Below are 21,990 nucleotides of genomic sequence, written 5' to 3' on the forward strand. Positions count from 1 at the left end.
CCGCAACCGCCGAAGCCCCGACCACGTCTGAGCTCGAAGGCCGACTGGCAGGAGGCGGATCCGCCTCGACCCCCCGGCGCGGTACGGCGCGCCCCGGCCATGCCGCGAGACGGCGCTGCGGCGGTGGTCTCGGATGTCCTGCTCCCCGTCTCACGAGCTGTGCGTGCCAAGCGGACGGCGATGGTCGCCGTGCCACTCGCTGTCGCGTTTCTGGTCGGTGTGGCCATCGTCGTGGCGAACTCACCTGCAACGACCGGTGCGTCCTCGGTCGACGCCGTCGGCACATCGGCGGCTCCGGGTGTTGTAGGGCCGAGCGCGTCGACTGACCGAAGCACCCCGACCGCAGCCCAACAGACACCGTCCGCACCGACGGGCCCTTCGTCTCCGGCCGCGCTGCGCGAACTGCAGACGCTTGCGGTCGACGGGGGGACGAACAATCCGCGGTACGAACGCGCGTACTTCGGCGAAGCCTGGGTCGACGTCGACGCCAACGGGTGCGACACCCGCAACGACATACTTCGTCGCGATCTCGTCGATGTGCGGTTCCGTTCCGACAACCCGGACTGCATTGTCCGGTCTGGAGTGCTGGAAGACGCGTACACGGGCGCGACGATTCCGTTCACGAGGGGTTGGGAGACGTCGGAGGCAGTGCAGATCGATCACATCGTGCCGTTGGCGTACGCGTGGCGACACGGGGCATCCGGCTGGTCTGATGCCCAACGCCTCGCCTTCGCAAACGATCCGGTGAATCTCCAGGCGGTGGACGGTCCCACTAATGGGGCGAAGTCGGACTCGGGACCAGCGGAGTGGATGCCACCAAATTCTGCGTACGCGTGCCCGTACGTCCAGCGGTTCGTACACGTCGCTGCGGTCTACGGGCTCACGGTGACGCAGTCTGATCTCGATGCGATGGCCCGCATCGTTTCGGACTGCGGCTGAGCCCGAATGGTCGGGGCGCCCTCGTGGCGGCCGGGGGTATTGGTCAACGCCGGGCGAGCTCGTCCCGGATCTCCTCGGGGGCGCGCCGGCGCGCCGTCAGCACGAGCGCGGCGATGGCGGCGACGATCGCCGCAATGAGGGGCAGGCCGAGCGCGGGGAGCACGGGATGATCGGGCACCATATCGCCGCACAGCCAGAAGAACCCGACGGTCGCCGTGAGCGTCGCCAGGGGCGCGAACCAGACGACGAGGTCGCGGAACACGCCGGGCCGGAACGCGGCCGGCACCTGCGCGAGGCCGGCGAGGACGCCGAGTCCGGCGATGAGGATCGCGAGCACCTCGAGCGCGAGCGTCACGGCGAACGGCAGCGCGCTCAACGTCTGCCATGCACGGAGGGCGCCGACGTCGGGGCCGGTGAACGTGCCGGCCGGGAAGTCGATGCGCACGCCGAGGTCGTCGACGGTCAGCGGGAGCGGCACGCCGTACTCGGAGTCCTCGAACGAGACGGCCGCGATGAACGTGCCGTCGGCGTCATCCGTCGTCTCCTCCGTGCCGTGCATCTCGGGATCGGTCACGACCGCGTCGACCTCGCCGAACGGCACGACGGTCTCGGGCCAGTCGCGCACCTCCTCGGCGGCGTCGGTGTCGCGGGTGATCCAGCCGGCCTCGGTCGCCAGCGCGAGCAGGTCGTCGGCCACGCGGAACTCGATCCGCGTGGGCGCGAAGTCGTACGTCTCGCTGTTGCGCCACGACCCCGCGAGGTCCCAGTTCTCGATCAGCGCCGCCCACCGAACGCGGTCGACGATCGGCCCCCGACCGTAGCCGCCCTCGTCGCCCGCGGTCGCGACGGCGGCCGAATCGAGCGTGTACTCGACGACGACGTCGCGCGTGCCCGACAGCACCTCGGTGAGCGTCGTGTACATGAGGAGCGTGTCGCGCACCTGCTCGGTCGCGAACGGCACGTCGTCGCCGTCGATCCGCACCGCGTCCACCCGCAGGTCGAGCGGCTGGCCCTGGACGCGGTTGCGCCACTGGTCGGCGAACTGCGGCACCCGGCTGCTCGAATCGTCGAACGCGACCTCGAAGCGCTCGGTGACGTGCAGGACGGCGCGGCCATCGCTCGTCCTGACGAGCTCGCCGACGATGTCCGCGGACTCGACGCTCGTCCACAGCGTGCCGGGCACGTCCTGGTCGTACGCGGCGTACCGGATGTCGCGCTCGTACGGGTTCGGCACGAGCGCGATCATCGCGATCATGGCCGGGAGCAGCAGCAGGGAGCCGCCGATCACGAGCAGTCGGGGCCAGGTGAGGTAGCCGGGCGTGCGCCAGCCGCGCGTCGCCGACGCATCGCCGATCTCGGCGTCGAGCATCGCCCCGACGCGTCGTCCGGCCGCGCGCGGCTCCGCGCCGAGCACGGCGTAGGGAAGCGCCGGGTCGTTCGAGGGTCCGCGCTCGAGGAGCCGGGTGCGCTCGGCGAAGACGTCGATGCCGAGCAGGTGCTGCTTGAGGAGGGCCCCGCGACGGGTGAGCGGCCGGGACGACCACGCGATCCACAGCACGATCGCGGCGATCACCGTCGAGGCGATGACGAAGGCCACCGGCCACCACACGACCGTGAGCTTGGCCTGGTGCGAGAGCTGGCGCACGAGCCCCCACTGCACGAGCACGAGCGCGGGGGGAGCGGCGAGGAACGCGTCGCGGACGAAGCCGGAGGGGACCCGGCGCAGGCCCTCGGCCACGATCCGACGGCGGTCGGCGCCGAACCAGTACCGCGTCAGCGCGCGGGGCAGGTCGCCCACGCGGCCGGTGCGCCGGGCGGCGCGAGCGGCGCGCACTCGGGCGGATGCGACGTCGGCGGCGCGAGTCCGCTTCCACCGCGGGATGTCCTCGAGCGCCTCGCCGAGTTCGACGGCACGAGGGGCGCCGAGCACGTGCGCGGCGATGGCGGAGTCCACTCCCGGCGGTTCGTGCTGCGCCACGAACCACGGCCGGCCGCGGGCGTCGGCCCAGGCCACGGCGCGCGCCGCCAGCGCGAACAGCAGGGCGATGGCGAGCAGCGCGAGCGGCACCAGCGGTCCGAAGGACTGCACGATGAACAGGGGCGACGGTGGCGGCATCTCGAACGTGCCGGCCTCGAAGCTCATCGTGAACCAGGCCTGCGCGTGCGGCGGGATGTTCTGGTCGTTGGTGAGTCGGTAGGTGGAGTGGCCCGCCGGGCTGTCGTCCTCGGGCTCCAGCCATTCGCCACCGCCGACGAGCGTCCAGGCGAGGCTGCCGCGCGGCTCGCGGATGAGCCGGTCGGCGAGGTCGTCGGGCAGCGTGATCGCCACGTCGAGCCCGGCCAGGGCCTGCGGCCACGACGGGCCGAACACGTCCCATTCGAGCAGGTCGACCTCGGCGCCGGTCGCGTCGTCGACGGCGATGTACGCGAGGTCCTGCATGCGGTACCGCAGCCCGAACTCGTGCTCGCCGGTGAGGCGCTCGCCGGCGTCGATGGTGACCGTGACCTGCGTCGGCTCGCGTCGGATGTCGGCGTCGACGGGTTCGCCGTCGAGCGTCGCGGTGATCGACGACGGGTCGAGGGAGTGGCCCTCGTACTCGGCGGCGAGCACGCGTCGGATGCCGGTCTCCTCGACGTCGGCCGGGAAGGACGCCGTGATCCGCTCCTCGACCTCGGCCCGGAGCCGGCCGTCGCCGTCGCGCTCGATGTCGTAGTCGGCGGCGAACTGCTTGGCGATCCAGTCGTCGGTCGCGTGCGAGGCCGACGAGGTGATGTCGTCGAGCGTCATGGGCGGATTGATGACGGGTCCGACGAGGAGGAGTACACCGGCCGCCGCGACCACGGCCCAGAAGACGCGGATGCCACGACGGAGGCCGCGCCCGCCGTGCGAGCGCAGCCACGCCTCGAGCGCGAGGAGCCACCCAGACAGCAGCGCCCAGAGCGGCGTGTGCCGCGGGCGGTCGTCGCGGATCGCGTCGTCGGGGATCCCGGTCGCGGCGGTGGCGGATGCCGCGGACGCGTCGTCATCGCGGCGGGGGCGTCGGGTCACCCGGCCGATTCTAGGGGGCATGATGGTGCGGTGGACGTCACCGCCCGCCGCGGACGCGGCACCTCGCCGGATCCGTTCGAGGAGCTCCGCGACGCGATCGCCGCGGACCCCGCCAATGCGGCGTTCACCGGGCAGGGCTGGCGGCCGCTCCTCACGGGTTCGCCGTCATCGCGGGTCGTGATCGTCAGCCAGGCTCCGGGGCGCCGAGCGCAGGAGAGCGGCATCCCGTTCCACGATGCCAGCGGCGACCGGCTGGTGCAGTGGTTGGGCGTGACGCGGGCCGAGTTCGACGACGTCTCGCGATTCGCGATCGTCCCGATGGACTTCTACTACCCGGGCAAGGGCGCGTCGGGCGACCTGCCACCCCGCCGCGGAGTCGCGGAGACGTGGCATCCGCGGGCCTTCTCGCTCATGGCGCCGAGGCTGACGATCCTCGTGGGCGCGTACGCCCAGCGGCACCACCTCGGCGATCGTCGTGCGTCGACGCTCACGGAGACGGTTCGCGGGTGGCGCGATTACGGCCCGGGCCTGATCCCGATCGTGCATCCGTCCCCGCTCAACGTCGGCTGGCAGCTCAGGAACCCCTGGTTCGAGGAGGAGCTGGTGCCCGATCTGCAACGTCGCGTCGCCGCGGCGCTCGGCTCCTCGGCCGAGGGATGAGGGTTCAGGCGAGCGCGAGCAGCACGCCGCCGAGCGCGCCGACGATCACGACGACCCATGGCGGGGTGCGCCACGAGACGAGCAGCACGAAGCAGGCGAGCGCGAGCGCGAAGCTCGCGGGTGACACGATCGCCGTGACGAACACCGGGTCGTAGAGGGCGGCGGCGAGGATGCCCACGACCGCCGCATTCGCGCCGCGCATGAGCGACTGGGCGCCGGGCCGGCTGCGGAGGCCGTTCCAGAACGGCAGGACGCCGACGAGGACGAGCATGCCCGGCAGGAACACCGCGACGAGGGCGATCGCCGCGGTGACGAGCCCCGCGGCCCCCGGCGCCGCGAGCGCGCCCAGGTATGCGGCGAACGTGAACAGGGGCCCGGGCACGGCCTGCGCCGCACCGTACCCGGCGAGGAACTGCTCGGGCGTCAGCCAGTCGGCTCCGACGAACTCCGCCTGCAGCAGCGGCAGCACGACGTGCCCGCCGCCGAACACCAGCGCGCCCGCGCGGAAGAAGCCGTCGGCGAGGTCGAACGCGGGTCCGGGCAGCGCCGACGCCGCGATCGGGAGTACGACGAGCAGCGCGGCGAACGTCGCGAGGCAGACGACGCCGGCGCGTCGCGACACGGCGAACGGCAGCGGCGCCGGGGCGACCTCCGCCGGGGTGCGGCAGAGGGCGAGCCCGGCGAGGGCGCCGAGCACGATCGCCGCGAGCTGCCCGGCGGTTCCCGCGAGCAGGAGCACGAGGATCGCGGCCCCCACGGCGATCGAGGCCCTCCGGGCGTCGGGCGTGAGCGTGCGTGCCATTCCCGACACGGCCTGCGCGACGATGGCGACCGCGACGATCCGCATCCCCTCGAGGATCCCGCTCCCGAGGACGCCGCCGAGCAGCGACGACCCGTATGCGAACCCGACCATGAGCACGGCCGACGGCAGGGTGAACGCGAGCCACGCCGCGAGGGCCCCGAGCGGTCCCGCCCGGAGCAGGCCGAGGGCGAACCCGACCTGGCTGGAGGCCGGGCCGGGCAGGAACTGGCTGAGCGCGACGAGTTCGGCGTAGTCGCGCTCGCCGACCCATCGACGGCGCGTGACGAGTTCGTCCCGGAAGTACCCGAGATGCGCGATCGGCCCGCCGAAGGAGGTCACGCCGAGCTTCAGGAACGCGCGGAACACCTCGCCGGGCGTGCCCTCGGCCCGATCGGAGTCGGCGGCGTCGTCAGCTGGCACGATCGACACCGTAGTCGCCCGGGGTGACGAGCAGGAGAACGGAACCCCGGTCGCGCGCGCCGAGGTCGCCGTGGTCATCGGGTGTCCGCCGTCCACGCCAGAATGAGCGGATGCCCCGTCGTCGTCGTTCCCGCCGCATCTCCCTGCCCGTCATGCTCGTCGTCGTCATCGCCGTCGCGATGTGGGTCTACGTCTACGGCCCCGAGGGCGACGGCTCGCTGGCGGCCGGCGGCGCGGCGACGGGCGGGCCCGCGGCATCCGACCCGGCGCTCGCGCCCGACCCCGACCTGGCCGGGCTCGTGGTCGCCCCGCCGTCGTCGGCATCGCCGTACGACCGCGACCTGTTCGGCGAGGCCTGGCTCGACGTCGACGGCAACGGATGCGACACCCGCAACGACGTGCTGATCCGCGACCTCGCCGACGTGCGGTTCCGCGCCGACAGCGCCGACTGCATCGTCCGCACCGGCACGCTGACCGACCCGTACACGAACACCGTGATCTCGTTCGTGCGCGGGCCCGACACCTCCGAGGCGGTGCAGATCGACCACGTCGTGCCCCTGTCGTACGCATGGCAGCACGGCGCGTCGGAGTGGCCCGACGACGTGCGCGAGGCCTTCGCGAACGACCCCGCGAACCTGTCCGCGGTCGACGGGCCCGCCAACCAGTCGAAGTCGGATTCGGGCCCCGCCGAATGGATGCCGCCGGCCGCCGACTACGCCTGCACGTACGTCGACCGGTTCGCGGATGTGCTGCTCTCGTACGGCCTCACGATCGCGCCCGAGGACTACGACGCGGTCCTGCGCGTCGAGGCCGGCTGCCCCTGAGCCGCTGCGCCTGCGGCGCTGCGCCTGCGGCGCTGCGCCTGCGGCGCTGCGGCGCCTACTCCGCCTCGGCCCTCGCGCGGTAGGCGCGAACCGCCATCCGGTTGCCGCAGCGGCTGGTGCAGAACCGGCGGGAGCCGTTCTTCGAGAGGTCGACGTAGAGGCTCTCGCAGTCGTCGGCGTCGCATAGGCGCAGGCGATCCATCTGGTCGGACCTGATGACGTCGACGAACGCCATCGCCGCCTCGACGAGGATGCGCGTGGCCAGCGGCTCGTCGTTCGCGGTCGCGTGGATGTGCCAGTCGAGGTCGTCGTGGCGCACGAGCCGGGGGAGCGCATGGGCGTCGGCCAGCAGGTCGTTGACCGCCTCGGCCGCGTCGTCGCGTTCGAGCAGCCACAGGGTGCGCAGGAGTCCGCGCACCTCGCGCACCTCGGTGAGCTCGCGGGCGTCGCGGTCGTGCCGGCCCGAGTACCGCCAGTGCTCGATGAGCGCGTTCAGCTGCTCGATGGTGCGCAGCTCGTCGTCGCCCGAGTCCGAGGCTTCGGGGACCGTGTCCGTGAGGGCCGCGATGAAGACGAGCGCCGACTCCGTGTCATGGGTGAAAAACATTTGACTCCTGACCGCTCTCGCGAGTACTGTCACGAGCATAACGAGTTTCGGGCATGACGGGGCTCGACTCGCGAACGAACGGATCGGGGTCGGAATGCGCGCCTCACGCGGCATCCTCGGAATCACGCTGGGCCTCGGGTCCGGCCTGGCGTTCGGCGCGGGCGGCGCGATCGTGAAGCCGTTGCTCGAGTCGGGCTGGTCGCCCGGTGCGGCCGTGTTCTTCCGCGTGCTCGTCGGCGCGCTGCTGCTGCTCGTCCCGGGCCTCGTGGCGCTGAAGTTCGACCTGCGGCCGCTCTGGCGCGCCAAGTGGACGGTGCTCGTCTACTCGGTCGTCGCGGTCGCCGGCGTGCAGCTCGCCTTCTACATGTCGATCTCGCGCATCCCCGTCAGCACGGCCCTGCTCATCGAGTACCTCGCGCCGGTCGCGCTCGTCGCACTCGCGTGGGTGCGCACCCGTCACGTGCCCCAGTTCGTCGTGCTCGCGGGCTCGGTCGTCGCCATCGCCGGGCTCGTGCTCGTGATCGGCCCGACGGGCGGTGGCGCGCTCGACCCGATCGGCATCGCCTTCGCCGCCATCGCGATGATCGGCGTCGCCGTCTACTACGTGCTCGGCGAGCGGAGCGACACGGGCATCCCGCCCATCGCGCTCGCGGCCGTCGGCCTCTTCATCGGATGCCTCGTGCTCGGCCTCTCGCTCGCCATCGGCCTCGTGCCGTTCGAGGCGCGCTTCGGCGAGGTCGCGTTCTTCGGGAGCATGGCGCCGTGGTGGGTGCCGGTGCTCACGGTCGGCGCCGTCTCGACGGCGTTCGCCTACGTCTCCGGCATCCAGGCGATCCAGATCCTCGGCACCAGGCTGGCGTCGTTCCTCGGCCTGTCCGAGGTCGTGTTCGCCGGCATCGTCGCGTGGGTGCTGCTCGGCGAGGCGATCGGCCCGGTGCAGTTGCTCGGCGGCCTGCTCATCCTCGGCGGCATCGTGCTCGTGCGCTTCGAGCGCCCGGTCGCGGGCCTCGCGACGGGACGCGAACCCGACCTGCTCCTCGGCGCGGAGCCCGTGCCCGTCGACGCGAGGGCGGGCCGGTCGGAGACCTAGACTCCAGACCATGCGATTCGGAATCTGCATCCTGCCCCAGGCCGACTGGCCCGAAGCCGCCCGACTCTGGCGCGGCGCCGAGGAGTACGGCTTCGACCACGCCTGGACCTACGACCACCTCTCGTGGCGCGACCTCGCCGGCGAGCGCTGGCACGCGACCGTGCCGACGCTCACCGCGGCCGCCATGGTCACCGAGCGCATCCGGCTCGGCACGTTCGTCGCCTCGCCCAACTACCGGCATCCGGTGCCGTTCGCGAAGGACATCGCCACCGTCGACCAGATCTCGGGCGGCCGCGTGCTGCTCGGCGTCGGGTCGGGCGGCACCGGCTTCGACGCGTTCGTGCTCGGCGACGAGGAGATCTCCCCGCGCGCCCGCTTCGACCGGTTCGCCGAGTTCACCGAGGCGCTCGACGTGCTGCTGCGCTTCGAGGGCGAGGCCGACGGGCGCGGCGCCGACGCGGCATCCGGTGGCATCTCCTACGACGGCGAGTGGTACCGCGCGGTGAACGCCCGCATGGTCGGCGCACCGGCGCAGGCGCCGCGGATGCCGCTGCACATCGCCGCCGACGGCCCGAAGGCCATGGCGCTCGCCGTGCGCCTCGGCGACGGCTGGGTCACCACGGCCGGGTCGGTCGACGACACCGAGGAGTGGTGGGCGTACGCGGGCGTGCTCTCGCGCCGCCTCGAGGACGCCTGCGCGGCCGCCGGACGCGACGCCGCGACGATGCCGCGCACGCTGCTGCTCGACTCGTCGGCGCGGTACTCGCTGACGAGCGTCGGGGCATTCGAGGACGCCGTCGGACGGGCCGCCGAGCTCGGCTTCACCGACGTCGTCGCGCACTGGCCCCGCGAGCACGGCATCTACGCGGGCGACCGCGCCGTGCTCGACGAGGTCGCCTCGCGCCTGCCCGCGCTGCGCTGAGACGCGCGGATGCGGCATCCGCTCGATTCTTCTGCTCGCCGACGCCGCGATAGCCTGACCTGCATGCCCGCACCCCGCTCGAAGCCCATCCTGGCGTGGGAGCCGGCGCCGTACCTCGTGCTGCTCGTGCTCCTGATCCTCACCGGACTGGTGCGTCCGAGCTCGTCGCCGTGGCTCTTCTGGCCGTTCACGGTCGTGCTCGTGGCGGCGCTCGCGTGGCTCGTGGTGCCGCTGGTGCGCGGGCGGAACGAGCGTCCGAACCCCGATCGCTGGGGTGACCTCTCGACGCTCGACGGACTCGTGATCCTCGACGCGCCGCAGCGCGAGCGGGAGGTACGCACCCTGCTGCCGGTCGCCGACGTGCACCGCCACCAGGCGGCCATCGACCTCGCGCGCATCCACGGCGGCGGTGAGCAGCACGCCGTGCTCGTGCCGCGCTCGAGCCGCTGGCTGTCCCGCCGATACCGGGTGGGCGTGCAGCTCGTCGGCGGCGACCGACCGCGTCACGCCGGATTCATCGCGGATGCCGCGGCCGAGCCGTGGCTCGACCGGATCGACGAGCTCCGGGGCGAAGGCGTGTTCGTGCGTGTCCCGGCGCTCATCACGGGGGCAGACCGCCCGTTCGGCGTCGATCTCGACGTGAGCGGCCTCGCGGACGCGCTCGCGCGGGCCTAGGCCTCGACGGACTCCGACTGCTCGGCCGCGATCTGCTCGCGGACCTTGTCCATGTCGAGGTCGCGCACCTGCGAGACGAGGTCGTCGAAGACCGGGCGGGGGAGCGCGCCGGCCTGGGCGAAGACGCCGATGCCGTCCTTGAACGCCATGATCGTCGGGATCGACGTGATGTTCATCGCCGCGGCCAGCTGCTGCTGGTCCTCGGTGTCGACCTTCGCGAAGACGAGGTCGGGGTTCGCCTCGGACGCCGCCTCGTAGTTGGGGGCGAACTGCATGCACGGGCCGCACCAGCCGGCCCAGAAGTCGACGAAGACGGTGCCGCCCTCGAGGATGGTCTGCTCGAAGGTCTCCAGGGTCAGTGCGACGGTAGCCATGCGTCAAGCGTACGGTCTCGTGCTCGGCACTCACCCGATGTTCGCTGCGAGAGGGCTGGACGCACGATTCGTGCGTCTCTCGGGCGGGTGCTCGCCTTCCCCTTACGGCGGTCGCGCGCGCATCCTATGCTTTCGGCCCAAACGGGTGTCAACGGAGATGCCCGTGCGGAACAGCGAAGGGAACATGATGCGACGAACAGCACCACGATCCAGAGACATCCGAACCATCGCGGTCGCGGCATCCGCCGCACTCGCGCTGGTGCTCGTCCCGACGGGGGCCGCGGTGGCCGCCGGCGGACAGGCGGGCGCAGCGGCGAAATGCGACAACCGCAACAACAACACGGTCGCGAAACTGCTCGAATGCGCCTCGACCGCGGGTGCCCTGGAGCACCTCACGGCACTCCAGGAGATCGCCGACGAGAACGGCGGCAATCGCGCGGCGGGCCTGCCCGGCTACGACGCGAGCGTCGAGTACGTCGTCGAGACGCTCGAGGCCGCCGGGTGGAACGTCACCCTCGACGAGTTCCCGTACACGTTCGTCGGGCCGGCCACGCTGTCGCAGACCGCGCCGATCGAGGCCGAGTACGACACCGACTCCTTCACCGGAACCGGCTACGGCTCGGTCGACGGCAACGTCATCCCGGTCGACCTCGTGCTCACGGCGCCCTACGATCCGGTCGACAGCGGCTGCGAGCCCGAGGACTTCGACGGACTCGACTTCTCGGGCACGAGCGACATCGCGCTGATCCAGCGCGGAACGTGCGAGTTCGGCATCAAGGCGCGCAACGCGCAGGATGCCGGCGCCGAGGCGGTCATCATCTTCAACCAGGGCAACACGCCCGAACGATCCGGACCGCTGGTGGGCACGCTCTTCGGGCAGAACACCGAGGCGCTGGACATCCCCGTCGTCGGTGCGAGCTTCGAGCAGGGCGTGGCGCTCGCGCAGCCGTCGTCGGCGGCGTCGATCTTCGTCCCGGCTCCCGAGGAGCGGCCGCAGGTCAACGTCATCGCCGAGCTCCCGGGCAAGAACGACGGCAACGTCGTCATGGCCGGCGCGCACCTCGACTCGGTGCAGGCCGGACCCGGCATCAACGACAACGGCAGCGGCTCGGCCTCGCTCCTCGAGATCGCCCAGAACCTCAGCAAGCTGAAGCCCGAGAACACCCTGCGCTTCGCGTGGTGGGGTGCGGAGGAGAGCGGCCTGCTCGGTTCGGCGGCCTACGTCGACGGACTGTCGCAGCCTGAGAAGGACGAGATCGCGCTGTACCTCAACTTCGACATGGTCGCATCGCCCAACTACATCTACATGGTGTACGACAGCGACGAGTCGGGCTACGAGGCCCCCGTGGTGGTGCCCGAGGGATCGGTCGCCATCGAGGACCTCTTCGAGAGCTACTTCACGGTCACCAACACGCCGTACGACGACGCGGAGTTCTCGGGTCGCAGCGACTACGAGGCCTTCATCCTGAACGGCATCCCGTCGGGCGGTCTGTTCACTGGCGCCGAAGTCGTGAAGACCGAGGAGCAGCAGGCGATCTGGGGCGGCGTCGCGGGTGAGCAGTTCGACCAGTGCTACCACCTCGTGTGCGACACGATCGACAACATCAGCGCGGAGGCGCTCAGCGTGAACCTGGGCGCGATCGCCACGGCGGTGCTCACCTACGCGTACTCGACCGAGGACGTGAACGGCGTCGAGGGCAAGAGGCTGCCGTTCGAGCTCCTGCCGGATCCGGCCGGGCCCGAGGGCACCGTCGGCGGCGGTGGCGGGCTCTCGCCCGACCACGGCCACGGTCCGCTCGACGCGGTCTGATCCGACGTTCCACGACTGAGCGGGGGTGCCTTCGGGTGCCCCCGCTCTCGTGTGCGCGGCGGCCTCGCGGCCGGGGTGAAATCGGCGGGAGGAAATCGGGAATAGGTTGGCCGGGGCATCCGTTGGACGAGATATATGCAAATGCATATACTGAATGCGTCAGAGGGAACACCCGGGAGGGGCACCATGCAATTCGGAATCTTCACCGTCAGCGACATCACCCAGGATCCGACCACGGGCCGCACCCCGACCGAGGCCGAGCGCATCCAGGCGACGCTCACCATCGCCAAGCACGCCGAGGAGGTCGGACTCGACGTCTTCGCACTCGGCGAGCACCACAACCCGCCGTTCTGGTCGAGTTCGCCCACCACGACGCTCGCCTACATCGCCGGGCAGACCTCGACCCTGCAGCTGACCACCTCGACCACGCTCATCACGACGAACGACCCCGTGAAGATCGCCGAGGACTTCGCGATGCTGCAGCACGTGTCGAGCGGTCGCGTCGACATCATGCTCGGCCGCGGCAACACCGGGCCGGTCTACCCCTGGTTCGGCAAGGACATCCGTCAGGGCCTCCCGCTCGCGATGGAGAACTACGAGCTGCTGCACCGCCTCTGGCGTGAAGACGTCGTCGACTGGCAGGGCCGGTTCCGCACCCCGCTGCAGGGCTTCACCTCGACGCCCCGCCCCCTCGACGGCGTGCCCCCGTTCGTCTGGCACGGCTCGATCCGCACCCCCGAGGTCGCCGAGCAGGCCGCCTCGTACGGCGACGGCTTCTTCGCGAACCACATCTTCTGGCCCGCCTCGCACACGCAGCGCATGATCGCCCTCTACCGCCAGCGCTTCGAGCACCACGGCCATGGCACCGCCGCACAGGCGATCGTCGGCCTCGGCGGCCAGGTGTTCATGCGCAAGAACTCGCAGGACGCGGTGCGCGACTTCCGTCCGTACTTCGACAACGCGCCCGTGTACGGGCACGGCCCGAGCCTCGAGGACTTCACGCAGCAGACACCGCTCACCGTCGGCAGCCCTCAGGAGGTCATCGACCGCACCCTCGGGTTCCGCGACTACGTCGGCGACTACCAGCGCCAGCTGTGGCTGATGGACCACGCGGGCCTGCCGCTGAAGACCGTGCTCGAGCAGCTCGACCTGCTGGGTGAAGAGGTCGTGCCGGTCCTGCGTCGCGAGTTCGCGAAGAACCGCCCCGCCGAGGTTCCGGATGCCCCGACCCACGCCTCGCTCGTCGCCGCGAAGTACGGCGACGAGGCCCCGCGCCAGGCCACGCCGAACGCGAACCGCGGCGACAACCTCGCCGGCCCCTCGCCCTACCAGGACGCGCAGGCCGCACCCGCACCCGTCAAGACCGGCTCGGCCTTCGGCCCCGCCGCCGTCCGCTAGGAGTCCACGATGACCATCAAGCGCATCGTCGTCATCTCGTCGGGGCTCTCGACCCCGAGCTCGACACGCCAGCTCGCCGATCGCCTCGCCGCGGATGCCGTCAGCATCCTCGGCGGGCGGGACATCGAGGTCGACGTGCAGACCTTCGAGCTGCGAGACCTCGCCCACGACATCACGAACAACCTGCTGCTGGGCTTCGCGCCGCCGAAGCTCGAGCAGGCGCTCGAGGCCGTGGCCTCGGCCGACGGGCTCATCGCCGTCACGCCGATCTTCACCACGAGCTACGCGGGCCTGTTCAAGTCGTTCATCGACGTGATCGACTCGCAGGCGCTCACCGACCTGCCCGTGCTCATCGGTGCGACCGGCGGCACCCCGCGGCACTCGCTCGCGATCGACTACGCGATCCGTCCGCTCTTCACCTACCTGCACGCGATCCCGGTGTCCACGGGCGTGTACGCGGCCACGAGCGACTGGGGCGACGGCGGCGACGGCGTGCGGTCGCTGCCCGACCGCATCTTCCGCGGCGCCAAGGAGTTCGCGGACCTCGTCGAGCGGAGCGACCGCGCCGACCTCGTGAACGACCCGTTCGCGCTCGACCGGCCCACCGGCCACCTCATCGGCGGCCTCGCGGGGGAGTGATCTCCGCCTGACCGAACGGGCCCGACGCCGACACCGGCGCCGGGCCCGCGGTCTGCGCCCGCGGCGAGGTTCACGGTGATCCGGGCGAACGGCACGTGCCGGGCCGTGAACACGAGCACGGCGGTGCGCCGGTGCACCATCGCGGATGCCGCGACGAGAGGATGTCAGCCGCCGACGAGCGAGTCGGGCTCGAGGTCCCACACTCGATCGCTGGGCGGCTCCACGTCGGTCTCGAAGCCGCGGAACCACGGCGCCCACCAGAGCACGGTGCCGACCAGCCAGGCGGTGAGGGCGTACGCCGCCCACCCCTGGGCCGCCGTGATGCCCGCGGCGATCGCGACGGCCGTGGGATCGGTTCCCGTCGCGGCGTCGTCGAGGGAGGCGAGCAGCGTCGTCGCCGCGACCGCCGCGACCGTCGAGACGAGCGCCACGCCGAGCACGAGGAGGAGGTGGCGGGTCCGCATGGTCGCCGCGAACAGCGTGAGCGTCATCGCGGCGACGACCACCAGTGCCGCGATCGAGCGCCAGACCAGTTCGGCGTAGGGCGTGGCGAGCTCGGCCGTCAGCTGGTCGAGCCACGTCGGCAGGATGCTGGTGACGGCGATCGCGGCGACGACGAAGGCGATGAGCAGGACCCAGCGGCCCGGGCGCCGGCGCCTGGCGACCGCGACGGTCTGCAACTGGCGATGCGCGAGCTCGGTGATGCCGACCAGCACCACGAGGGCCACCCAGAACGGCAGGGTCCAGAGGCCGAAGCGCCAGGACACGGTGAAGAAGACGGCGAGCAGCGCGACCGTGATGACGACGAGCCAGAGCCGAGGCGACCGCGCGCGACGCTCGGCCGTGTCGACGACGCGGCGGGCGCGCTCCGCGTCGACGAGGCCGTTCGCGCTCCCGTCGAGATGGGCGTGGATCAGCTTGCGGCGTGCGCGTGCGGCGCCGATCGCGGTCGCGAACCGCACGGCGACGATCGCGGCGGCGATGAGGGTGGCGATGCCGGCGCCGAGGAGGCTTCGCGAGAGCCCCGCCGACTCGTCGAGCGTGCCGGTGAGCTCGCGCACGGTCAGCATCAGGCCGCAGGCCATCACGATGAGGGCGAGGATCAGGCGGGGCGTCGAGAGCAGCACGGGCGCGAGGACGAGCAGCGGTCGCAGCAGCCATTGCGAGATGCGCGCGGGCGAGAGCCGGGCCGTGTCGCGCACGAGCGCCGAGGAGGCCGCCCGCACGACCCGCGAGGACAGGGCGATGCGGTACCCGGAACGCAGCGATTCGAGGTCCTGCGTGCCGCGCACCATCCGCTCGCGGATCTTCTCGGGCTCCACGTCGTGGGGTGCGTCGACGGGCCCGACCGCCCCCACGTACGGGCGATCGTCGCTCGCGTTCAGCTCCCGGAGGAGGGCGGTGTGCACGGTCTCCAGCTCGGACTCGGCGACGCGCGGCGCGCCGGGCGCCGGCTCCATGGCCTGGAGGAACGAGATGATGCCGGCCGAGGCGTCGAGCCGCCCCCACCACCAGTCGTTGCGGCGCCAGTCGGTGCTGAGGAACCCGGCGAAGTTCGCGATGCGCAGGCCCGCCAGCTTCGAGGACGAGTACAGCTTGTCGTCCTCCAGCAGGCGGCGGAGCGTCTCGGCGTCGAGCTCCTGCTTCGGCTTGGCGAGGGCGGCCCGGTATCCGTCGAGCAGCTGTGCGTCGAGCAGGGTCCGGTAGCCCCGCACCTTCGCGGGCTGCGTGTCCGAGCCGATCGCGTGGAACCGGATCAGCGACGAGGCCGTCGGCAGTCCGCTGCCCGCGAAGACGAGCGGCAGGTCGCTCGCCGGGAACGCGACCCCGGCGGGAGGCATCCGGTGCCAGGGCGACGTCGCCCACTTCGCCTGCTCCGGGAGCGTCGCGAGCACGGCGTTCGCCTGTTGCAGCCACGCGACCATGCCGTCGAGATCGGTCCAGAGCTGCGTGCGCCGGACCTGCTCGGCACCGTTCTCCGTGAGCCAGACGACGGCCACCTCGGCGGCCTGCGGGGCGCTGATCGGCCCGTCGGACGGCGTGATGGCGTCGATGACGTCGAGCGCCTCCTGCACGGCGAGGTCGCGCAGGTCGCGGGCGCGTCGGAGCACCTGGTAGAGCGACTCCCGAACGGCCGCGCGGGTGCGCCCGATGCCCTGCCGTTTCAGTTCGGCATCGAAGGCGGGCAGCGACGCGGTCGAGAACGCCTGATCCTCGATGGCGCGCACCCATGAGAGCACGCAGAACGAGGCGTCCACGAGGGTCTGGGCACCGAGGGCGACCGCGTCGGACGGGATCCGCGCGTCGGCAGGCTCCTCGCGGCTGATGGCCTCGAGCAGGTCGTGCAGGCGGCCCGCGAACCTCGACAGGCTCAGCCGGTCGAGGGCGCGGCGGGACGGGCGGCGCTCCAGGTTCGTGCCGAGCGTCCACTCGCCCGGCTTGGCGAAGACCGAGCAGAGGAGCTCTGCGTCGGCGGTGGAACGCAGGCGCGTGTACGCGGCGAGCGAGCTGAGCCACGGCTCGGCGGGCTGCTCGCCGGCCGTCGGCGTGGTGTCGAGGCGCACGGCGAGCAGCTCGTCGCGTCCCTTCCGCACGAGGGCCGCGGTGCGTTCGGCGAACACCGCGTCGATCTCGTCCTCAGTCGACTCGCCGGTGCGCTTGCCGAGCGCCGAGCGCACCGCGAACACGATGCGGGACAGCCGGTCGGTCCGGACCTCGGGGGCGAGCGGCGGGCGGACGGGCGGCGGCCCGTCGTACTTCGTCGCGCGCACGAGGGCCTTCAGACGCTCCTTCGGCGACGGATCGAGGTAGACGAGCGCGCGGTTGACGTGCTCGTTGGCCGGCACGTTCCGCACCGCGCGGAGCGCCCGGTCGATCGGGATGTTGTCGAGCACGCCGCCGTCGACCACGCGGAAGGGATGCTTCCGGGCCTTCGGCCGATGGGCGCTGAAGACGTTGCGCATGTCAGGGGTGTCCGCGGCATCCGTCGTCCCGAGCGGGCCCTCCCCGGAGTAGATGAGCGCCGGCTCGAACGCGCCCGGGAAGGAGGACGTGGTGCGTGCGGCGTAGGCGAGGCGCGACCAGGCGCGGGCCGCATCGGCGTCGGGATCGAGTCCGGGGATGCCGCGATCGGGCACCGTGTCGGTGTCGTCGCCGACGAAGCGGAAATGCGCGTGGCCCTCGGCCGTGCCCCGCTCGGTCGTGTCGGTGCCGTCGATGAGCGTCGCCGAGAGGTCGACGACGACGTGCGGCGAGGCGAGTGCCGAGCGCGCCGCGCTCGTGCGGTCCGATTCGCCGACCTCGGCGGGGCGTGCCGCGCCGCCGACGTCGCCGGCGGCGATGCGTTCGAGCGCGCCCGTGAGCTCGGGCCAGAAGAAGGTGTCGCCGCGGAGCACGGAGTCGAATTGCGACGGTTCGCCCGTCTGCAGCAGGCCCCACGCCGATCCCGTGGTGAGCCACGTGCCGAGGATGCCGTCGAGTCCGACGCCCGCGCGCTGCGCCACCGCGTACATGACGGCGTTCAGCCCGCCCGCGCTCGCGCCGGCGAGCACGTCGAACTCGATCTTGTCGTAGCCGTGCCGGTGCAGGACGCGGGCGTAGGCGTCGGCGCGGAGCAGCAGCAGCTCGTCGGGTGCGACCGCGGACGCGTCCGACGGGGCGGGCCGGATCAGCAGCGCCTGCGCCGTGTCGTCGGCATCGCGGTAGATGCGGATGCGCCGCAGCACGTCGAGCTCGGCGACCGCCCCGCCGATCCACACGGCGAGGCTGACGCCGCCCTTCATCGCCAAGGCGATGCGCAGCCCTCGGGCCGCGTACGGGGACGCGCCCGACGGCAGGAACACGCGGGCGTTGACGTCGCCGGCGAACTCCGGTGCGGCGTCGACGCCCTCGGGCTCGGGGAAGGTGCCGTAGGTCCGGGGGACCGACCCCGCCACCGCGGCGCGGTCGAGGTGCAAGCTCACGTAATCGTGCGGGACTGGCTCGGACATCTGCGGCTCCTGCGGAAGACCTGGGATGGTCGGCCACACGCTACCGAGTCGGATGCCCCGCCGTCATCAGGGCCCGCCCTGATCGGGCGTCGGCGCGCTCAGCCGCCGCTCTTGCGGCGGAACTCCTGCTTCGTCGCGGCGTTGCCCTGCGCGTGGTCGACCGCGCCCCGCCCGTTCAGGTGCGCCTCGCCGTGGTGCTGCTGCTTGTTCTTGCGCTCCAGCGCCTCGCGGAACTTTCGCTTGACGTCATCGGAGGGGCCGGTGCCGTTCTGGTCCGCGCCGGTCTCGCCCGTGGTCGTCTTGTCGTCGTCCGAACTCATGGGCCCAGTCTAGGCGCGATGCGTGCGGGCGGGTCGGCGCCCGCACGCACCCGGTCAGGCCTGCGTGAGGTCGCGCGCCCGGAACCGCAGGAGTCCCAGCACCCAGAGCGCGAGCGCCACGAGGGAGAGCACGACGAGCGGCAGGAGCTCGAACTCGGCTCCGGGCAGGCGCGGGGTGGCCGCGAACGGCGTCGACTCGATCGCCGCCTCGGACATCGAGAACAGCGGGCCGAACATCGCGATCACGGCGCTCGCGCCGTACACGATCCAGGAGACGAGCACGGTGGCCCGCGGCATCCACCCGGTGAGGAACACCGCCACGCCCGTGAGCACGAACATCGTCGGGATGTACGCCAGCGACGCGGCGAAGATGCGCCAGACCTGGTCGGGGTCAGACGACGTCGCGGCGTACGAGATCCCGAAGACGAGGCCGGATGCGGCGAGGATCACCACGCCCCAGCCGGCGGCGAGCAGATGGTGCACGAGCGCCCATCGGGTGCGCGAGACGGCGCCGGCGAGCTGGGGCTCGAGACGGCCGGCGGCCTCCTCGAGCCGCACGGTGGTCGCGGCCTGCACGGCGAATCCGGCGGCGACCATCGCGGCCGCCATCACGAACAGGCCGAGGATGCCGTCGAGCATCGAGTCCGCGGAGCCCGCGAACGCCTCGGCGAACGCGTTGCCGGGCTCCAGCAGGTCGGCCATCGCCGTCGCGACGCCGCCATAGAAGGCACCGCCGACCATGCCGCCGATCAGCCAGCCGATCATGGGGCCGCGCTGGAGCCGCACGGCGAGCCCGAGCGTGGTCGTGAGTGATCGGCTCGCGCGTGCGGGTCCGGGGCGATCGGGCAGCACGCCGGCGCCGACGTCGCGGCGGGACTCGATGGCGCCGGCCACGAGGCATCCGCCGACGCCGAGGCCGACGAGCAGGAGCAGCGGCCACCAGGTGTTCTCGCCGAACGAGCGCATGTTCTGCGCCCAGCCGATGGGCGACGCCCAGCTCAGGGGGCTCGGCGTGTCGCCCTCGGCCTGCACGTCGGCGATCGCGCGCACGAGGTACGAGACGCCGAGCACGATCGAGGCGAGCGAGTTCGCGCTCCGGCTGGTGGAGGTGAGCTGGCCGGCGATCGCGGCGATGCCGAGGAAGGCGATGCCGACGCCGGCGATCGAGGCGCCCATCGCGAGCGACCCCTCGGCGGGCAGGCCGAGGCCGATGCAGGTGAGGCCGATGAGCAGGCCGATGACGACGCTGAGGCCGCCGACGACGAGCTGGTTCGCGAGGCTGTACGCGTGGTGCCCGACGGCGCCGGCGCGGACGAGCTCGGTTCGCCCGTTCTCCTCCTCGGCCCGACCGTTGCGGGTCACGAGGAAGATCGACGCGAAGCCGATCGACACCGCGAGCGTCATCCAGATCTTGATGTTCAGGATGCCGCCGAGCGTGCCCGCCCCGTATGGCAGGCCGGTGAGCGCGGCGACCGCGGGCGTGTTGGCGACGGCCGCGTACGCGTCTCGGGACTCCTGCGTCGGGAACGCCACGCGCTGCGACTCGAAGACCATGGCGACCATGGCGACGAGCACGACGATCCAGAGCGCCAGCCGCAGCCAGTTGCGGCGCAGGATGAACGCCGTGAGGTCGGGGAAGCCGGCGAACGTCGCGACCGGGGACGTGTGCCCGGGCGTCGTCGCGGTCGGCCGGGCGGGGGCGATCGCGGTCATGACGCGCTCACCGCCTCGCCGGCGGGCAGGTCGATGCCGTAGTGGCGGAGGAAGAGCTCTTCGAGCGACGGCGGCGTGGACACGAGCGAGCGGGGCGAGCGCGACGCGAGGTCGACGAGCACGGGCCCGAGGTCGGCGTCGTCGACCGTGAAGCTCACGTGCTCGCCGTCGGCCGCGAGGTCGTGCAGGTCGGTGCGCTCGGCGAGGGTGCCCGGGCCGCCCGGCAGCACGACCGACACGGACGTGCGGTGCAGGTGCCGCAGGTCGGCGAGCGTGCCCGCCTCGACCGTGCGCCCGGCGCGGATGATCGTGACCTGGTCGCAGAGCTTCTCGACCTCGGCGAAGATGTGGCTGGAGAGCAGCACGCTGCGGCCCTCGTGCGTGAGGTCGCGGATGGTGTCGGTGAACACGCCCTCCATGAGCGGGTCGAGGCCCGACGTGGGCTCGTCGAGGATCAGCAGCTCGGCGTCGGAGGCGAGCGCGGCCACGAGGGCGATCTTCTGCCGGTTGCCCTTCGAGTACGTGCGGGCCTTCTTCGACGGGTCGAGGTCGAAGCGCTCGACGAGGGCGTCGCGCCTCGCGCGGTCGACGCCGCCGCGCAGCCGCGACAGGATGTCGATGGCCTGGCCGCCCGTGAGGTTCGGCCAGAGGTTCACGTCGCCGGGCACGTAGGCGATGCGGCGGTGCAGTTCGACCGCCTCGCGCCACGGGTCGCCGCCGAGCAGGCGTGCGCTGCCGGCATCCGCTCGGGCGAGGCCGAGGAGGATGCGGATGGTGGTGGACTTGCCCGAGCCGTTCGGCCCGAGGAATCCCATGACCTGGCCCTGCTCGACGCGCAGGTCGAGTCCGTCGAGGGCGGTGACGGCGCCGAAGCGCTTGACGAGGCCGGCGACCTCGATCGCCGGGGTGGATGCTGCGTTCATGACGGCTCCTTGCAATCTGGATTCGGTGACGGGGTTCGGGCGTGCGCGGTCGCGCTCAGCCGGGCGGGTCGCCGATGTAGAGCAGGTACTGGTCGAGGTAGGTGCTGTCGGCGAAGACGCCGTGCGTGTAGAGCTCGATCGAGGGCAGGGCCGTCGACTCGAAGGTCTCGTGGAGCACGCCCTTGAAGTCGGCGAGCGAGATCTCGGGATGCAGCGACAGTTGCACGATGAGCCCGCCGATGGAGTTCGTCACGAGCAGGCGGGCGCGCCCCTCGGGGTCGCGGCTCGGGCGCAGGATGCCGGCCTCGACCGCCGTCTCGGAATAGGCGAGCGCGTCGGCGATCATGTGCTCGATGAAGGCGGCTCCGGCCGGGCTGCCGTCCTGCACGCTGCGGAGGATGTAGACGAGCATGGCGCCGTACTCGTCGGCCTCGGCGTACTGCGCCAGCGCGCTCAGGGGGGAGGTCAGGCCCTCGACCTTCGCGGTGCGGTGCATCGCGAGCACGGCCTCGTCGCATTCGGCGCGCAGCGCCTCCTTCGAGCCGAAATGGTGGCGGATGAGCCCGGCGCTCACGCCCGCCCGTGCCGCGATGGTGCGCACCGATGCGGTGAAGCCCTCGGCGGCGAAGCACTCGATCGCCGCATCGCGCAGGCGGGCCCGCGCCGTGAGGTCGCTCGGCGGAAGCGCGCCGTCGGGCGACTCGTCGGCCGGGGCGTCGCCGGTGGGGGCATCGCCCGTCGGGGCATCCGCAATACGCACGTATCGGATACTACACAGGTGTATAGCCATCGTCCAGAGGTCTCGACGCCGAACCCGGCACGACCGGCAGGTGAAC

Annotated in this window: 18 protein-coding genes; 9 read left to right on the forward strand and 9 right to left on the reverse strand. The window is 72.0% G+C overall.

Features of this window, described 5'->3' with window-relative positions; genetic code table 11:
- The first annotated feature begins 180 nt into the window (after nt 1–180).
- Nucleotides 181–939 carry an HNH endonuclease family protein gene (locus ACR3IO_RS08835; RefSeq protein WP_434070820.1) on the forward strand — a complete coding sequence of 253 codons (759 nt, stop codon included), beginning with the start codon at nt 181–183 and terminating at the stop codon, nt 937–939.
- Nucleotides 940–982: 43 nt separating this feature from the next.
- Here the strand turns inward: ACR3IO_RS08835 and ACR3IO_RS08840 are convergent, their stop codons facing one another.
- Nucleotides 983–3,988 (reverse strand): DUF2207 domain-containing protein, encoded by a 3,006-nt coding sequence (locus ACR3IO_RS08840; RefSeq protein WP_434070821.1) that lies wholly within the window; start codon nt 3,986–3,988, stop codon nt 983–985.
- A 30-nt stretch (nt 3,989–4,018) separates the two neighbouring features.
- Here ACR3IO_RS08840 and ACR3IO_RS08845 point away from each other — a divergent pair, with 30 nt between their 5' ends.
- A complete protein-coding gene (locus ACR3IO_RS08845; RefSeq protein WP_434070822.1) occupies nt 4,019–4,648 on the forward strand; it encodes a uracil-DNA glycosylase family protein in 630 nt (209 codons plus the stop codon).
- A gap of 4 nt (nt 4,649–4,652) precedes the next feature.
- On the opposite strand, the gene chrA is transcribed toward ACR3IO_RS08845, so the two are convergent.
- A complete protein-coding gene (gene chrA, locus ACR3IO_RS08850) occupies nt 4,653–5,870 on the reverse strand; it encodes a chromate efflux transporter (RefSeq protein ID WP_434070823.1) in 1,218 nt (405 codons plus the stop codon).
- A gap of 110 nt (nt 5,871–5,980) precedes the next feature.
- Between chrA and ACR3IO_RS08855 the strand changes: the two genes are divergently transcribed.
- On the forward strand, nt 5,981–6,694 hold the full coding sequence (locus ACR3IO_RS08855) for an HNH endonuclease family protein (RefSeq protein ID WP_434070824.1): 714 nt from the start codon (nt 5,981–5,983) through the stop codon (nt 6,692–6,694).
- A 55-nt stretch (nt 6,695–6,749) separates the two neighbouring features.
- On the opposite strand, the gene ACR3IO_RS08860 is transcribed toward ACR3IO_RS08855, so the two are convergent.
- The gene (locus ACR3IO_RS08860) at nt 6,750–7,301 is read right to left on the reverse strand and encodes a CGNR zinc finger domain-containing protein (protein WP_434070825.1); all 552 of its coding nucleotides are present in this window, start codon (nt 7,299–7,301) and stop codon (nt 6,750–6,752) included.
- A gap of 94 nt (nt 7,302–7,395) precedes the next feature.
- Here ACR3IO_RS08860 and ACR3IO_RS08865 point away from each other — a divergent pair, with 94 nt between their 5' ends.
- The 3 genes from ACR3IO_RS08865 (at nt 7,396) to ACR3IO_RS08875 (ending at nt 9,988) form a co-directional block, all read left to right on the forward strand.
- Entirely contained in the window at nt 7,396–8,391 is a 996-nt protein-coding gene (locus ACR3IO_RS08865) for an EamA family transporter (protein WP_434070826.1), read from the forward strand.
- A 10-nt stretch (nt 8,392–8,401) separates the two neighbouring features.
- Nucleotides 8,402–9,313 carry an LLM class flavin-dependent oxidoreductase gene (locus ACR3IO_RS08870; protein ID WP_434070827.1) on the forward strand — a complete coding sequence of 304 codons (912 nt, stop codon included), beginning with the start codon at nt 8,402–8,404 and terminating at the stop codon, nt 9,311–9,313.
- 63 nt (nt 9,314–9,376) lie between these two features.
- Complete coding sequence (locus tag ACR3IO_RS08875) at nt 9,377–9,988, forward strand: hypothetical protein (RefSeq protein WP_434070828.1); 612 nt, start codon at nt 9,377–9,379, stop codon at nt 9,986–9,988.
- Here ACR3IO_RS08875 and ACR3IO_RS08880 read toward each other — a convergent pair.
- Nucleotides 9,985–10,362 (reverse strand): thioredoxin family protein, encoded by a 378-nt coding sequence (locus ACR3IO_RS08880; RefSeq protein ID WP_434070829.1) that lies wholly within the window; start codon nt 10,360–10,362, stop codon nt 9,985–9,987. The genes ACR3IO_RS08875 and ACR3IO_RS08880 overlap by 4 nt on opposite strands.
- A 187-nt stretch (nt 10,363–10,549) precedes the next feature.
- Here ACR3IO_RS08880 and ACR3IO_RS08885 point away from each other — a divergent pair, with 187 nt between their 5' ends.
- The 3 genes from ACR3IO_RS08885 to ACR3IO_RS08895 all read left to right on the forward strand — a co-directional run bounded on the left by ACR3IO_RS08885 (nt 10,550) and on the right by ACR3IO_RS08895 (nt 14,209).
- A complete protein-coding gene (locus tag ACR3IO_RS08885; RefSeq protein WP_434070830.1) occupies nt 10,550–12,172 on the forward strand; it encodes a M28 family metallopeptidase in 1,623 nt (540 codons plus the stop codon).
- 186 nt (nt 12,173–12,358) lie between these two features.
- Complete coding sequence (locus tag ACR3IO_RS08890) at nt 12,359–13,570, forward strand: LLM class flavin-dependent oxidoreductase (RefSeq protein ID WP_434070831.1); 1,212 nt, start codon at nt 12,359–12,361, stop codon at nt 13,568–13,570.
- Nucleotides 13,571–13,579: 9 nt separating this feature from the next.
- On the forward strand, nt 13,580–14,209 hold the full coding sequence (locus ACR3IO_RS08895) for an FMN reductase (protein WP_434070832.1): 630 nt from the start codon (nt 13,580–13,582) through the stop codon (nt 14,207–14,209).
- Between the two features lie 164 nt (nt 14,210–14,373).
- Here the strand turns inward: ACR3IO_RS08895 and ACR3IO_RS08900 are convergent, their stop codons facing one another.
- The 5 genes from ACR3IO_RS08900 to ACR3IO_RS08920 all read right to left on the reverse strand — a co-directional run bounded on the left by ACR3IO_RS08900 (nt 14,374) and on the right by ACR3IO_RS08920 (nt 21,914).
- Nucleotides 14,374–18,198, reverse strand: coding sequence for a DUF3376 domain-containing protein (locus tag ACR3IO_RS08900; protein WP_434070833.1), 3,825 nt, complete (start codon nt 18,196–18,198; stop codon nt 14,374–14,376).
- 98 nt (nt 18,199–18,296) lie between these two features.
- Nucleotides 18,297–18,518 carry a DUF5302 domain-containing protein gene (locus ACR3IO_RS08905; RefSeq protein WP_434070834.1) on the reverse strand — a complete coding sequence of 74 codons (222 nt, stop codon included), beginning with the start codon at nt 18,516–18,518 and terminating at the stop codon, nt 18,297–18,299.
- Nucleotides 18,519–18,572: 54 nt separating this feature from the next.
- On the reverse strand, nt 18,573–20,231 hold the full coding sequence (locus ACR3IO_RS08910) for an ABC transporter permease (protein ID WP_434070835.1): 1,659 nt from the start codon (nt 20,229–20,231) through the stop codon (nt 18,573–18,575).
- On the reverse strand, nt 20,228–21,154 hold the full coding sequence (locus ACR3IO_RS08915; RefSeq protein ID WP_434070836.1) for an ATP-binding cassette domain-containing protein: 927 nt from the start codon (nt 21,152–21,154) through the stop codon (nt 20,228–20,230). Before ACR3IO_RS08915 ends, ACR3IO_RS08910 begins: the two co-directional genes overlap by 4 nt.
- Before the next feature lie 55 nt (nt 21,155–21,209).
- On the reverse strand, nt 21,210–21,914 hold the full coding sequence (locus ACR3IO_RS08920) for a TetR family transcriptional regulator (protein ID WP_434070837.1): 705 nt from the start codon (nt 21,912–21,914) through the stop codon (nt 21,210–21,212).
- Between the last annotated feature and the right edge of the window lie 76 nt (nt 21,915–21,990).

This window comes from Agromyces sp. Marseille-Q5079, assembly GCF_051016555.1.
GTDB lineage: Bacteria > Actinomycetota > Actinomycetes > Actinomycetales > Microbacteriaceae > Agromyces.